Origin of the sequence: Nocardia vinacea (genome assembly GCF_035920345.1) — a bacterium.
In the GTDB taxonomy this organism is placed as follows: Bacteria; Actinomycetota; Actinomycetes; order Mycobacteriales; family Mycobacteriaceae; genus Nocardia; species Nocardia vinacea_A.
Genome location: NZ_CP109149.1, coordinates 8,213,360 through 8,226,556 on the forward strand (window position 1 = coordinate 8,213,360; position 13,197 = coordinate 8,226,556).

The following is a 13,197-nucleotide window of genomic DNA, read 5'->3' on the forward strand; positions in this document are numbered from 1 at the left end:
CAGTGACTGTCATCGCGTGTACGTTTGATGACAGTCACTGACATCACTGCCTTCGCGACCATGAAGGCATCGAAAGACTTGGAGTACTTCCGTGCGGATTTTCCTTACCGGAGCATCGGGACATATCGGCTCCGCGGTCATCCCAGAACTTCTCGACGCCGGGCACGACGTCGTCGGCCTGGCTCGTTCGAATGAAGCTGCCGCCGCGGTGGCAGAAGCCGGTGCCGACGTGCACCGCGGAGATCTCGACGATCTCGACAACCTGCGCGCAGTCGCCACCGCGGCCGACGGCGTAATCCACCTGGCCTTCAAACATGAAGCCATGCAGACCGGCGACTACGCCGGAGCGATCGCGGCTGACCTGCGTGCCATCGAGACGATCGGCGATGCGCTTACGGGCACCGGCAAACCCTTCGTGAGCACATCGGGCACGCTCCTGCTCGCATTCGCCGGGCTTACCCGGGTGGGAACCGAAGCTGATGCGCTCGATGCGGGGCCGAGGGTCGACGCCGAGAATGTGGTGGTCGCGCTCGCGGACCGCGGTGTTCGATCGTCTGTCGTTCGGCTCCCGCCGACCGTGCACAGTTCGCTCGACCACTACGGCTTCGTTCCGACCTTGATCGCCACCGCCCGCGATAAGGGCGTAGCCGCCTACGTCGGCGACGGGAACAACCGCTGGCCCGCCGGACACACACTCGATGCCGCGCACCTGTACCGCTTGGCGCTGGAAACCGCTCCCGCGGGGACGCGGTTACATGCCGTCGACGACGAAGGCGTGCCCTTCCGTGAGATCGCCGAAGCGATCGGTCGCCATCTGGATCTACCGGTGATCAGCATTCCGCCGGAGCAGGCGGACGCTCACTTCGGTTACCTCGGTCCTCTTGTCGCGCTGGACAATCCGACCTCGAGCGCGCGGACGCGGGAACTTCTGACCTGGAAGCCGACACACCCCGGCCTCATCGAGGATCTCGACCAGGGCCATTACTTCAATGCTCGTTAGCGGCCCGCTCCGGGATGGCGCACGCCATGCCCTCCGCCATCCCGGTCGGGCGCACACCCAGCCCCTGGTTGTGACGGGCGCGCTGGTTCTCCCAGGCGATGCTGGCCGTCAATTCGGCGAACTGTCCTTTGGACAGGTGCGTCAGCAATTCGGTGCGCAGGTCCGCGAGGTCGATGGCGGGGGTTGCGGTCATGGCCTCGGCGAAGGAGATGACGAGTTTTTCCAGGTCGCTGTAGGCGTCGCTGGTGCGATGGCGCGGCAGGTCGCGCAGTTGTTGTTCGGTGAGTCCGCTGGAGTGCGCCAGCGCCGAGCCGATATCCAGGCAGAATTCGCAATTCACGAGTCCGGCCGTCTTCAGTTCGGCCAGCTCTTTGAGCTTCGGATCCAGTCTGTTGCTGAACAGCAGCGCTGTTTCGTATCCGATCGTGCCGAAAAGGATCTGCGGTCGGCGGGCGAGCCAGCCGAACAGGTCGGATCGGTTCCGTTTCGCCTGCCGAACCGCTTGCAGGTAGTGCCGAATCCGGGTCAGCGCTCGCATTGTCCGTACCCCCTTGTGCCGGATGAATCTCTTCTCTTGAAACTACGCCGCGTAGTAGTTGGAGGCAATGCCTGATCGAGGTGTGCTGTGGTGCGGCGAAATCTGTTGCGGAGCAGTAGCCCTGTCTTGAGGCTCGCCCTGTGAGCGCGCGGCTGCGTCGCACTGGTGTGAGCGGCCGCATGTCGTCTGCAAGAATCGGGGCGTGACCGACGTTGACTCGTCTGCCGCCGAACGGCAGTCCGACCGGACCAGCCTGGGTGCGCAGTTCCTGCGCTGCCACCTGCCCATGCTGGTCGTGACGGCGGTCATTCTGCTCGCGGTCGTCTTCGTGGCCTGGGATCGCTGGCGCCGTGGCGCGCTGTTCTTCGGTGGTGCTGCCCTGCTCGCGGCCACCTTCCGGCTCTGCCTGCCGACGGCCCGGGTCGGACTGCTCGCCGTGCGCAGCAAGCCGTTCGATGTCGCCGCACTGAGCCTGCTCGGCACCGCCATCGTCTTCATCGCCGCCACGATCAATACGCTCGGCGTCGGCTGAGACCGCAGCCGTTTCCCGCGACATCGACGCTGCTAGTTGTGGCAGGTGTCCCGGTCGTTGTAGAGCATGATCTGGGTGACCTTGGCATCGGCGGGCATATTTCGGTAGATGCCGAGGAAGCCGTAGTGCGCCGGTTGATCGGGGACTGCAGCGGAACTCCAGTTATAGCCGATCTCCAGCGAGGGATAAGCAGCACGCACTTCGTCGACGGTGGAGCCGACGGCGATGCCTTCGGGTGTGCGGACCGGAAGTTTGCCGGGCATGATCGCGACTATTTCGCCCTTGTTGGTGAAACCCTGCCAACCGGATCGTGCGGTATAGCGGCCGCAGCCGGGCGGGTCGTTGGTGTCGTCGAAGGCCGCGATTTCACCGGTGGCCTCGGCCTCGCTCCGGCTCATCCCGAGCCGCAGTTTGCCGAAGGCGAGTGGGCCGAGGACGGTCGGCGCCGGTGGCACCGTGGTCGTCGACGCCGCTGCCCGGGTGGTCTCGGTCGGCTCGTCCGAGCACCCCGTGACACCGGTGAACACCGCGCCGAGCAGCGCGAATGTCAGTACGGCACGATGAATACGCATGGTCTTACCCCCGATGTCGTCCATGAACCGGAATGCCCGCCGAGCTGAGACGGTGCGATATCGGCCCAGTCTGCACATCGGCGACTCCCCGAGTCAAGGCAACATCCATCGGCCCACGTACACCTTATGCGTCACCACTTCGGACTCGGTGTCGGCTGAGGCACAACAACTTTCGTTGGCAGCTATCGGTCGCGGTGGCTTCCGTCGAGCGCGGTGAAACAGCGGCTTCCGTGATCTTGCGGAGCCACCATTTCACCAGCGCCGACGTGCGATGTCAGCTCCGGCTCGACGGGTATCGCTCGGTGAATACAGTGTGTTCGCGTGGACGGCGACCCGGATGTGGCGCGGTGGTGTCGCTGTAGCCGATCGCGACCATGACCGCGATGGCAAGGTCGGGGCGGTCCTCGATGCCTATGGCCTTCTTGACCAGGTCCGGATCCCAGCCGTTCATCGGGGCCGACGACAGGCCGAGGCTGGTGGCGGCGAGCATGACATAGGTCGCGGCGATCATCGCATTCTTCACGGCGTTCTCGCGGGTGAGTCCGCGCTGTCGCAGCGAGTGGAATTCGCTGCGCGAGTGGAACATTGCGGTGAAATCCGCATTCCACGCGCCATTGCGTACGGCCAGTTCGGCGATATCGGCATTCTCGGCCTGCCATGCCGCCGTTTCGGCGACGAAGACCAGCATTACCGGTGCCTCCAGCGGTTGCGGCTGGCCGAAGGCGGCGTTCGACAGGTCACGGCGGCCGGACGCGCTGGTCACCATCACGATCGACCGATCCTGCATATTCCACGCGGTAGGTGCCTCGACGGCCAGATCCAGCAGTTCGTCGAGCAGTTCGCGGGGTACCGGATCCGGACGGTAGTGGCGGGTGGTGCGGCGGGCGCGGATCGCGGCGGGAACCGAAAGTGTCTGTGCGTTCATGATTCTTACTATCGGAGAGTGACGAACTATTAGGAAGACAGCACTTAATAGTGCGCTACACTCCGAAAGGTGCGTACGGTGATCGAGGCCAGCGGGCTGCCTGCAGATGTCTACTCGGCGAAGTGCCCCACCCGGCAGGTGCTCGACCATGTCGCTGGTAAATGGACCGTGCTCATCGTGGACGCGCTCGCCGAGGGCACCATGCGCTACACCGATCTGCACCGACGCATCGAGGGCATCTCACAGAAAATGCTCACGCAAACCCTGCGTCAGCTGGAAACCGACGGATTCGTCACGCGCACAGTGCATCCCACCGTGCCGCCGCGCGTCGACTACGACCTCACCGACCTCGGCCACAGCCTGCGTACCCCGATCGCGGCGCTGCGCGACTGGATCGAGGTCAATATCAACCGCATCGAAGCCGCACGTCGCGCCGCCCGCTAGCCGACCTCGGCTATCGCGCGCCGCCCGCGCCCGCCGTACAAGCGCCGCGCCTCGCTCGGCGTAATCGTCTCCAGTCGCGCAGGTGGCTCGCCCTTCAGGTGCTGCTCCAGGATCTGACCCGCCATCGGTGCGATGAACGGCGCGGCAGCGATCAGGCCGAACGAGTTGAATGCGGCGCTGCCCCACACAATGGTCTTGACGGCCGGTCGGACCAGCAGATCGACGATCCCCCAGCGATCGAAGCGGCCGAGCTTGCGCATCCATTTCGGCAGTGTGGCAACCGAAGCCATGGACAGTAGCCGACTGCCGAGGGCATAGCTGATGCCCGCGCCGTTGCGCGGCGAGGTCCACAGCAGGTGGTGCATGCCCTCCTCGGCGCGCTCGGAGGTGCACAGGCTCGGGCGGACCTTCGCGAAGTACACGCGCACCTCCTCGCGGGAGCGCGGCACATCCTCCGGCTTGCAGGTCTGCAGTTCGGCGGCGATCGCGCACTCGCGCCAGTAGCGCGCCTCTTCCTCCGGACTCAGCGGGCCGGGGCCGAAGACCTCGTACGCCTTGAGCACCGAATGCCAGCCGGTGACGTGGATCCACAGCTGGGTTTCCGGACTGTTCGCGCTGTAGCGCTGGCCGCTGATCGGTTCGATGCCGGTCATCGGCGCGTGCACCTGCATCAGATGTTCGGAGGCCTGGATGGCCGTGCGGCCGTCGGCGATCGCGACGAGCAGGAAATAGGCGAAGGTGTGGTCCAACCGGCTGCGCGGGTCGGTGTAGATGCCCTGCGAATCGGCGACGGCCGCGGTCAGGAACGGATCGAAGTGCTCGAGGACCACCGCGCGCTGGAAGCCGATCACGGCGGTCGGCGCGGTCCAGATCTTCCAGCTGGGCGAATCCGGGCCGAAGAACCCGTAGTCGTCCCGGCGAAGAGTGGTCGGATCGAAGGACATCTGTTGCTCCTTTGCCTGCTCGCCCTCCTGGATCGGCGAATACAACGCAACCGTAGCAATTGCCGCCAAGCAATACAACGGTCCCGTAGCATTTGTTCTCGGATGGATTCCATAACCGGAGGACGATGCTGACAGGATGGACGCGAATGGAGGTGAATCGACAGTGACGGAATCGCGCACCGCACCGGACCGGCCGCGACGGCGATACGCGCCACGCCTACCTCCCGAGGAACGCCGCGTCCAACTGCTCGACGCCGCCTACGCGGTGCTGAGCCGGGTGGAGTTGCATCAGCTGAGCATGGAGGCGGTCGCACAGGAGGCGGGCGTCGGGAAACCGGTGCTGTACACCGTGTTCAAGACTCGGGCGGAACTCGTTGCGGCACTTCTGGAACGCGAACGTGAACGCGGTCTCGAGCAGGTCGCCGCGACCCTGCCTACCGATTTGCTCGATGCCGATCCGGTGACTGCGGCCTCGGCCACGGTCGAAGCGTTCGTCGGTGTCGCACTGGAGAATCCGACGCGCTGGCGCCTGATCCTCGCCACTCCCGGCAGCGCCCCCGACGAATACCGTGCGGCACTCGCCGACTCCCGCACCGGCGTCTTCACCCAAGCCGAATCCCTGGTCAGCATGGGCATCGCACTCGATCCGCGTTGGGCGGGAATGGATTCCGCACTACTTACCAATGCGGTGCTGAGCGTCGCCGAAATGCTCGGCAGGCTCGCGGTCAGCGCGCCGGACGAATACCCGCGCGAGCGATTAGAAGGCTTCGTCCACTCCATCGTCCAACTGCTCGTCGGCGCCCCCGCCGCACAGTCAACCGAATGATGGGACGCCGAACCTTCAGCCGTTGCGACCGACTCGCGCCAATCGCATTGTTTCGGTGAGTAATTTGGATACGGCGGCGGCTTCGGTGAGGAAGCCGTCGTGGCCGTCGCGGGAGTGCACGATCTCCAGGCCCTCGCAGCCCGGCAGTCCGTCCGCCAGTTCCTGTTGAGTTCGCAACGGGTACAAGCGATCCGAGTCGACGCCGCCGACCACACACGGTACCGGGGTGGCGGCGAGGGCGGCCGCGATGCCGCCGCGCCCGCGGCCGATATCGTGTCGGTTCATCGCCTCGGTCAGCAGGACGTAGGTGGCGGGATCGAAACGGCCGCAAAGCTTTTCGGCCTGGTGGTCCAGATAGCTCTGTACCGCATAGCGGCCGCCGTTGCGCGGATCCTCGTCGCCCTGCGCATTGTTCTCGAAGCGGTGATCGAGTTCGCCCTCGGTACGGTAGGTCAGGTGCGCGATGCGGCGGGCGATGCCCATGCCGGTCAGCGGGGCGCGATCGGTGTCGTGGTAGTCGCCGCCCTGCCAGTCCGGATCGGCCTTGATGGCGGCGATTTGCGTTGTCTGCGTGCCGATCTGGTCGGCGGTGGCGCGTGCGCCGACCGCAAGTACCAGTGCGGATGCGACCCGCTCCGGTGCGCCGACCATCCACTCCAGTACCCGCATGCCGCCCATCGAACCGCCGACGACGGCGGCCAGCCGCTCGATGCCGAGCAGATCGAGCAGCGCCGCTTCCGCGGTCACCTGATCCCGAATCGAGATCTCCGGAAACCTTGCGCCCCAAGGCTTTCGGTCCGGTGCCAGTGTCGAGGGGCCGGTGCTGCCCTTGCAGCCGCCGAGCACATTCGTCGCGATGACGCACCATTCGTCGGTATCCACCGGTGCACCCGGCCCGACCATGCCGTCCCACCAGCCGGGCAGTGGATGGATATCGTCGGGCACCCCGACGACATGCGAATCGCCGGTCAGCGCGTGCTCGACGAGCACCACATTGTCCAATGCGGGGGAGAGTTCACCCCAGCGCTGCACGGCCAGATGAACGTCCGGGATGATCGTGCCGGTCTCCAGCCGCACATCCCCGATGGCAATGATGCCGAGCCTCCCGTCCGGCGGTGGCAGCGCCACCGTGGACGAACGCGCGGTACTGGGGTCGGTCACCGTCACGACTCCGCCTCGCTAGCGCTCGGCTCCGTCGCGACCGAGGGTGCTGTGTTGATGGTTCGCTCGCTCACGTCGCCGCCGCCGGGGGGATCACGAGGGAACGCACATCCCCGATGTTAGCTACCCGGCTGAACCGGGCCGCGGTCCGGTAGACCGGGAATGCGGCCGCAGACGCGATGGGGTCACTCATGTCGTGCTCCAAAGGGTTGTTCGCCGGCAGGTCTTATCGAGGTGCGGGTAACGGACAACAACTCATCGGAAATACCTCCTGAAGTGCGCGCTTGCTCTCGGCCATCGAGAGCCCGGTCATCACCCGGAGCACCCCACCGCTGCTGGAGGGTTGCCGTCCAGCAAGCCGGGGCTTCGCGCTGGCACTCATGACCTGACGGACATGGTAACCGGCGGGCGGTCGGCGACTGAAATCCGTTACCGGGTTTCCGCCGGTTCGGTCGCAGGCTGCCCGGTGCACACGCGCATGAACTCGTCGAACGACGTGGTGAATCCGGTGCGGGCCTCCGCGGCGGCCGCAGCGGTGTCCTCCTCGTCGAAGATCGAGTTCTGGCACTCCATGCTGAGGTGGCCGATCAACTGCCAGGCGCCGACGACCAGCTGCACCGGCAGCGCATCAGGTTGGGTGCCGAGTCGCTCGGCGATCACGTCGGCGATCGCGGCGTTCTTATCGTCGGCCAGTTCCATGCTCTGCGCACTGACCGTCGGACTGCTGCGCAGAATCCGCTGCATCTGCTGGAAGCGCCGGAACGACAGCGGTCCCTCGACATTCACCGCGGCCTGGTCGACGACCAACAGGAAGGCCTCGCGCAGCGATTGCAGCTCATTACCGGTGACCGGGAGGCCACGCAGGCACTCGGCGATCGCGAGTCCGAAGTCCTTGACCGGCCCGAGGACGATGGCCTCTTTGCTGTCGAAATACCGGTTGATCGTGCGCGGGGACACATCCGCGCGGTCCGCGATCTGTTCGACCGTCGTCGCGTCGAATCCCTGTGCGTCGCACAGGTCGAGCGCCACCTCGATGATGCGCAGCCGGGTCTGCTGCTTCTTGCGCTCGCGCAACCCCGGACTGCCGGGCGCACTGGGCCCTGGGTTCGCTGGGGCGCGCACAGCGTCCTCGGCTGTGGCGCTCGCGCCGATCGGCGTCGATGACTCGAGCATGGCCTCATGTTAGCGCAATCGGGCCGGTTTGTGTCCTTAACAGCCAAATGTCGTAGTACGACATTTTTCTCTTGACGACAAATGTCTGTCAATGACAGGATGGCTGCACGAACTTCGGACTAGGAGACCAAGGTGAGCGAGACTGCGACAGCGGTGGAAGTTCTGGAGAAGCAAACGAGTTCGGCACGCTGGTGGGCCCTGGGGGTGATCGCATTGGCCCAGCTCATGGTGGTTCTCGACGCCACCATCGTGACCATCTCGCTGCCGTTCGCTCAGCAGGATCTCGACATCAGCGACGGCAATCGGCAGTGGATGCTGACCGCCTACACGCTGATCTTCGGCGGTCTGCTGCTGCTCGGCGGACGGCTGGCCGACTACCTCGGGCGGCGTCGGATCTTCATCGTCGGTCTGGTCGGCTTCGCCGGGGCGTCCGCGGTGGCGGGTCTGGCGCAGAACGGCGCGGAGCTGTTCGCCGGACGGGCATTGCAGGGCGCGTTCGCGGCGCTGCTCGCGCCCGCGGCACTGTCACTGCTCTCGGTGACCTTCACCGAGGCCAAGGAGCGCGCGACCGCATTCGGCGTCTTCGCCGGTATTTCCGCGGGTGGCGCCGCGCTCGGCTTGATCGCCGGTGGCGCGCTGACCGAATACGCCTCCTGGCGCTGGTGCCTGCTGGTGAACACTCCGATCGCACTGATCGCGCTGCTCGGCGCGCTGGCCTTCGTGGCGAAGGATGTGCCGACACCGCGCACCGGCGGCTATGACGTGCCCGGCGCGGTCACCGTGACGCTCGGTCTGATCGCCATCGTGTACGGATTCAGCCGCGCCGCCGAGGATGGCTGGCTGGCCGGCAGCACCCTCGGGCTGCTCGTCATCGGCGTCGCCCTGCTGATCGCCTTCGTCGCCATCGAGCGTCGCTCGTCGAATCCGCTACTGCCGCTGCATATTCCGGGTGAGATCAACCGCGGTGGCGCCTTCCTGGCCGCGCTGCTGATCCCGATCGCGATGTTCGCGATGTTCCTGTTCCTGAGCTACTACTTCCAGATCACCCTCGGCTACTCGTCGCTGAAGGCCGGTTTCGCCTTCCTGCCGTTCCCGGCGGGCATCGCGATCTCCGCCGGTGTCACCAGCGCGCTGCTGCCGAAGCTCGGCCCGCGGCCGCTGATGGTGGCCGGGGCCGTGCTCGGTGTGCTCGGTCTGGTGTGGCTGGCGCAGCTGAGCTACGGCGACAGCTACGCGGCCGGCGTGCTGCCCGCGCAGGTGCTGATCGCGCTCGGTATGGGCCCGCTGTTCGTCGGGATGCAGACCGTCGCGCTGCATCAGGTCGAGGAGGAGGACTCGGGTGTGGCCAGTGCGCTGTTGAATGCGGCACAGCAGGTCGGCGGCGCGGTGGGCACCGCACTGCTCACCACCATCTCGGTGCAGACGGCCAAGACCTTCGCGCAGAACAATCCGACGGTGGACAACCTGATGGCCCGCGCTTCGATCCACAGCTACGACGTGGCGTTCTATGTCGGCGCCGGATTCTTCCTCGCGGCGATCCCGGTGATCGCGTTGATGATTCGGGACAAGCCGGAAAATCTGATCGAGGGATCCGAGGAAGACGCTCGGATTCCGGTCGCGGTCTGATCCTGAAATAGCGATGTCCGGGTATCCGTTGGGATGCCCGGACATCGCTATTTCGGCAGGGTGGCGGCACCGCCGACCTACTTGTCGGTAACAATTTCGGGCGACTTCACATGGGGGGCTGCCCGCGCGGTGAGAACAATGGCAGCAGTACGCTTGTCTTGTTTGCACCACATGTCTCGCCGACAACGCGGGACATATACGTTGTCTGTTGGAACAGCTGGGGTCCGCTCACAAGCGTGTTCGCCTGGCCGTGCAATAAGGGCACCATCCTAGGAGGACACGAAGATCCATGTCCAAGATCAAGGTTGAAGGCACCGTCGTCGAACTCGACGGCGACGAGATGACCCGGATCATCTGGCAGTTCATCAAGGACAAGCTGATCCACCCGTATCTCGATGTGAACCTCGAGTATTACGACCTCGGCATCGAGTATCGGGACAAGACAGACGACCAGGTCACGATCGACGCCGCGAACGCGATCAAGGAGCACGGTGTCGGCGTCAAGTGCGCCACGATCACTCCGGATGAGGCCCGGGTCGAGGAATTCGGCCTGAAGAAGATGTGGCGCTCGCCCAACGGCACCATCCGCAACATCCTCGGCGGAACCATCTTCCGCGCGCCGATCATCATCTCGAATGTGCCGCGTCTGGTCCCCGGCTGGACCAAGCCGATCATCATCGGCCGTCACGCGTTCGGCGACCAGTACCGCGCCACCGACTTCAAGGTATTCCAGGGCGGCACCGTCACCCTCACCTTCACCCCCGACGACGGCAGTGAGCCGATCGTGCACGAGGTCGTGAAGATGCCCGAGGACGGCGGCGTCGTGATGGGTATGTACAACTTCAGGAAGTCCATCGAGGACTTCGCGCGGGCCTCGTTCAACTACGGGCTGCAGCAGAACTACCCGGTCTACATGTCGACCAAGAACACCATCCTGAAGGCCTACGACGGCATGTTCAAGGACACCTTCCAGGAGGTGTTCGACGCCGAGTTCAAGACCCAGTTCGACGCGGCGGGCCTCACCTATGAGCACCGCCTGATCGACGATATGGTCGCCTCCTCCATGAAATGGGAGGGCGGCTACGTCTGGGCCTGCAAGAACTACGACGGCGACGTGCAGTCCGACACCGTGGCCCAGGGCTTCGGCTCGCTCGGCCTGATGACCTCGGTGCTGCTCACCCCGGACGGCCGGACCTGTGAGGCCGAAGCCGCGCACGGCACCGTCACCCGGCACTACCGCCAGCACCAGCAGGGCAAGCCGACTTCGACCAACCCGATCGCGTCGATCTTCGCCTGGACTCGCGGCCTCGAGCACCGCGGCAAGCTGGACAACACCCCCGAGGTGATCGGCTTCGCGCAGACACTCGAGGATGTCGTCATCAAGACCGTCGAGGGCGGCCAGATGACCAAGGATCTGGCGCTGCTCGTCGGCGGCGATCAGGGCTACCTGAGCACCGAGGAGTTCCTCGGTGCGCTCGACGCCAACCTGGCCCGCGCCCTGCGCTGACAGGTTGACCGAATACCCGGCGCTGGGTAGGAAAGCCAGCGCCGGGCGCGACATACGGGCACCCGCACCACACCGGTGGTACGGGTGCCCGCACTGTTTCGCGACTCGTGTGTCCGTCGTCGGCGTTGCGTAGGTCCGGGCCACCCACGCGAAGTGGCCGGATCGCGATAGCTGGTGCCCGAATCGACGCGCGTTTGCCCGGGCGGTGCCCGGAATGGGCGGTATGCGGGTGGCACAGTCGATTTCCTGACGCTGACGTGGGGGAACTCACGCTTGCCCGGGAAGCAGAAGGTATCGCCGGGCGGTTACATGAATACGTGACCAGTACCGTTGCCACGCAGACCCCAGCACCCGCCGAGGCCGAGCGGACGGACTGGCATATTCCGGCGATGCTGGCGCTGGCCCTCGGTGGATTCGGAATCGGCACAACCGAATTCGTCACGATGGGTTTGCTGCCCGATATCGCGAGCGCCATGAACGTATCCGAGCCGACGGCAGGGCACGCGGTATCGGCCTATGCGCTCGGCGTCGTCGTCGGAGCTCCGCTGATCGCCGCACTTGCCGCGCGGGTGCCGCGCAAACGACTGCTGGTCGCCCTGATGGTGGCGTTCACCATTGGAAATGTGGCGACGGTTATCGCGCCCACATTCGAAACTCTGGTCATCGCGCGGTTCGTTTCGGGTCTGCCGCACGGCGCGTACTTCGGTGTCGCCTCGCTGGCCGCCGCCACCCTGGCGCCGGCGGGACAGCGCGCCAAGGCAATTGCCGCGGTTATGCTGGGATTGAGCGCCGCCAACGTTGTCGGCGTTCCCGGCGCGACCTGGCTCGGGCAGCATCTCGGCTGGCGCGATGCCTTCGTGGTGGTCGCGGTGATCGGTGTCGCCACCGTCGCGGCCCTGATCCGATTCGTTCCGGAACTGCACGGTATCCGGATCACCAACCCGATGACCGAACTCGGCGCACTGCGTCGCCCGCAGGTGCTGCTGACCCTGCTGGTCGGCGCGATCGGCTTCGGCGGCATGTTCGCCGTCTACACCTACATCACCACCACGCTGACCGATGTGGCCGGTCTGCGGCTCGGCCTGGTGCCGTTCGTGCTCATGCTCTTCGGGCTCGGGATGGTCGCGGGCAATATCGTCGGCGGCATTCTGGCCGATCGCGGCGTCGACCGGGCGATCTACGTCTCGACAATCGCCATGGTGGTCATCCTGGCGGGATTCGTTGCCGCCGCGCACAATCCGTACACGGCGGCGATCGGCGCCTTCTTCATCGGCGCATCGGGTGCGGCGCTCGCGCCCGGTCTGCAGACCCGGCTGATGGATGTCGCCGCCGACGCCCAGACCCTCGCCGCGGCGCTCAATCACGCGGCCCTCAATATCGCCAATGCGGCGGGCGCGTGGTTGGGTGGCCTCGTCATCGCGGCGGGTCTCGGCTACACCGCGCCCGCGACCGTCGGGGCGGGGCTGGCCGTGCTCGGCGTTCTGCTGTTCATGGTGACCGTCTGGACCGGTCGTCGCTCAGCGGTTTAGGCGCTGGGTTCCAGCGCGACGACTGGAATCACCCGGTCCGTCTTGGTTTCGTATTCGGCGAAGCCCGGCATGACTTCCACCATCGCCGCATAGAGCCGATCGCGTTCCGGGCCTCCGGTGATCGGGGTGGCCGTCGCCTCGATGGTCTCGGTGCCGATCTCCAGCGTGACCTTCGGATTCGCCCGCAGATTGTGATACCAGTCCGGGTTATCGGGTGCGCCCGCCTTGGACGCGATGATCACCAAACGGTCGCCGTCGCGGATATAGGCCGCCGGATTCGTGCGCGGCAGTCCGGATTTTGCGCCGGTTGTGGTGAGCAGTAGCAGATCCTTACCCTCGAACGGGCCGCCGACCTTGCCCGCATTCGCACGGAACTCCGCGATGATGTTCTGGTTCCAATCGTTGGCCATCTGCGCTCCT

At 65.5% G+C, this 13,197-nt stretch carries 15 protein-coding genes and 1 riboswitch; of the genes, 7 read left to right on the forward strand and 8 right to left on the reverse strand.

What is annotated here, in order from left to right:
- The first annotated feature begins 91 nt into the window (after nt 1-91).
- A complete protein-coding gene (locus tag OIE68_RS37110) occupies nt 92-1,000 on the forward strand; it encodes an SDR family oxidoreductase (protein WP_327095571.1) in 909 nt (302 codons plus the stop codon).
- Here OIE68_RS37110 and OIE68_RS37115 read toward each other — a convergent pair.
- Nucleotides 987-1,538, reverse strand: coding sequence for a carboxymuconolactone decarboxylase family protein (locus tag OIE68_RS37115; protein WP_327095572.1), 552 nt, complete (start codon nt 1,536-1,538; stop codon nt 987-989). The genes OIE68_RS37110 and OIE68_RS37115 overlap by 14 nt on opposite strands.
- 286 nt (nt 1,539-1,824) lie before the next feature.
- Between OIE68_RS37115 and OIE68_RS37120 the strand changes: the two genes are divergently transcribed.
- Nucleotides 1,825-2,070 carry a DUF3017 domain-containing protein gene (locus tag OIE68_RS37120; RefSeq protein WP_084508289.1) on the forward strand — a complete coding sequence of 82 codons (246 nt, stop codon included), beginning with the start codon at nt 1,825-1,827 and terminating at the stop codon, nt 2,068-2,070.
- A gap of 32 nt (nt 2,071-2,102) precedes the next feature.
- Here the strand turns inward: OIE68_RS37120 and OIE68_RS37125 are convergent, their stop codons facing one another.
- Both OIE68_RS37125 and OIE68_RS37130 read right to left on the reverse strand, forming a co-directional pair.
- Nucleotides 2,103-2,720 carry a hypothetical protein gene (locus OIE68_RS37125; protein ID WP_327095573.1) on the reverse strand — a complete coding sequence of 206 codons (618 nt, stop codon included), beginning with the start codon at nt 2,718-2,720 and terminating at the stop codon, nt 2,103-2,105.
- Between the two features lie 196 nt (nt 2,721-2,916).
- Nucleotides 2,917-3,567, reverse strand: a complete 651-nt coding sequence (locus OIE68_RS37130; protein ID WP_327095574.1) for a nitroreductase family protein — start codon at nt 3,565-3,567, stop codon at nt 2,917-2,919.
- Nucleotides 3,568-3,636: 69 nt separating this feature from the next.
- Here OIE68_RS37130 and OIE68_RS37135 point away from each other — a divergent pair, with 69 nt between their 5' ends.
- Nucleotides 3,637-4,011, forward strand: a complete 375-nt coding sequence (locus tag OIE68_RS37135; RefSeq protein ID WP_051181591.1) for a winged helix-turn-helix transcriptional regulator — start codon at nt 3,637-3,639, stop codon at nt 4,009-4,011.
- Here OIE68_RS37135 and OIE68_RS37140 read toward each other — a convergent pair.
- Entirely contained in the window at nt 4,008-4,955 is a 948-nt protein-coding gene (locus OIE68_RS37140; protein ID WP_327095575.1) for an oxygenase MpaB family protein, read from the reverse strand. The two genes, OIE68_RS37135 and OIE68_RS37140, sit on opposite strands and share 4 nt — an antisense overlap.
- A gap of 136 nt (nt 4,956-5,091) precedes the next feature.
- On the opposite strand from OIE68_RS37140, the gene OIE68_RS37145 reads away from it, so the two are divergent.
- Nucleotides 5,092-5,781, forward strand: coding sequence for a helix-turn-helix domain-containing protein (locus OIE68_RS37145; RefSeq protein WP_327095576.1), 690 nt, complete (start codon nt 5,092-5,094; stop codon nt 5,779-5,781).
- Nucleotides 5,782-5,796: 15 nt separating this feature from the next.
- On the opposite strand, the gene metX is transcribed toward OIE68_RS37145, so the two are convergent.
- The 3 genes from metX to OIE68_RS37160 form a co-directional block, all read right to left on the reverse strand.
- The gene (metX, locus tag OIE68_RS37150; RefSeq protein ID WP_327101961.1) at nt 5,797-6,909 is read right to left on the reverse strand and encodes a homoserine O-acetyltransferase MetX; all 1,113 of its coding nucleotides are present in this window, start codon (nt 6,907-6,909) and stop codon (nt 5,797-5,799) included.
- Between the two features lie 103 nt (nt 6,910-7,012).
- The gene (locus OIE68_RS37155) at nt 7,013-7,135 is read right to left on the reverse strand and encodes a hypothetical protein (RefSeq protein WP_327095577.1); all 123 of its coding nucleotides are present in this window, start codon (nt 7,133-7,135) and stop codon (nt 7,013-7,015) included.
- An 82-nt stretch (nt 7,136-7,217) separates the two neighbouring features.
- Nucleotides 7,218-7,328: riboswitch (SAM riboswitch) on the reverse strand.
- 43 nt (nt 7,329-7,371) lie between these two features.
- Entirely contained in the window at nt 7,372-8,115 is a 744-nt protein-coding gene (locus OIE68_RS37160) for a TetR family transcriptional regulator (RefSeq protein WP_327095578.1), read from the reverse strand.
- A gap of 132 nt (nt 8,116-8,247) precedes the next feature.
- On the opposite strand from OIE68_RS37160, the gene OIE68_RS37165 reads away from it, so the two are divergent.
- The 3 genes from OIE68_RS37165 to OIE68_RS37175 all read left to right on the forward strand — a co-directional run bounded on the left by OIE68_RS37165 (nt 8,248) and on the right by OIE68_RS37175 (nt 12,777).
- A complete protein-coding gene (locus tag OIE68_RS37165) occupies nt 8,248-9,741 on the forward strand; it encodes an MFS transporter (RefSeq protein WP_327095579.1) in 1,494 nt (497 codons plus the stop codon).
- 289 nt (nt 9,742-10,030) lie between these two features.
- Nucleotides 10,031-11,248: an NADP-dependent isocitrate dehydrogenase gene (locus OIE68_RS37170; protein ID WP_327095580.1), complete on the forward strand. Its 1,218-nt coding sequence runs from the start codon at nt 10,031-10,033 to the stop codon at nt 11,246-11,248.
- A gap of 389 nt (nt 11,249-11,637) precedes the next feature.
- On the forward strand, nt 11,638-12,777 hold the full coding sequence (locus OIE68_RS37175) for an MFS transporter (protein WP_327101962.1): 1,140 nt from the start codon (nt 11,638-11,640) through the stop codon (nt 12,775-12,777).
- Here the strand turns inward: OIE68_RS37175 and OIE68_RS37180 are convergent.
- Entirely contained in the window at nt 12,774-13,187 is a 414-nt protein-coding gene (locus OIE68_RS37180) for a nitroreductase family deazaflavin-dependent oxidoreductase (RefSeq protein WP_327095581.1), read from the reverse strand. The two genes, OIE68_RS37175 and OIE68_RS37180, sit on opposite strands and share 4 nt — an antisense overlap.
- Nucleotides 13,188-13,197: the final 10 nt, after the last annotated feature.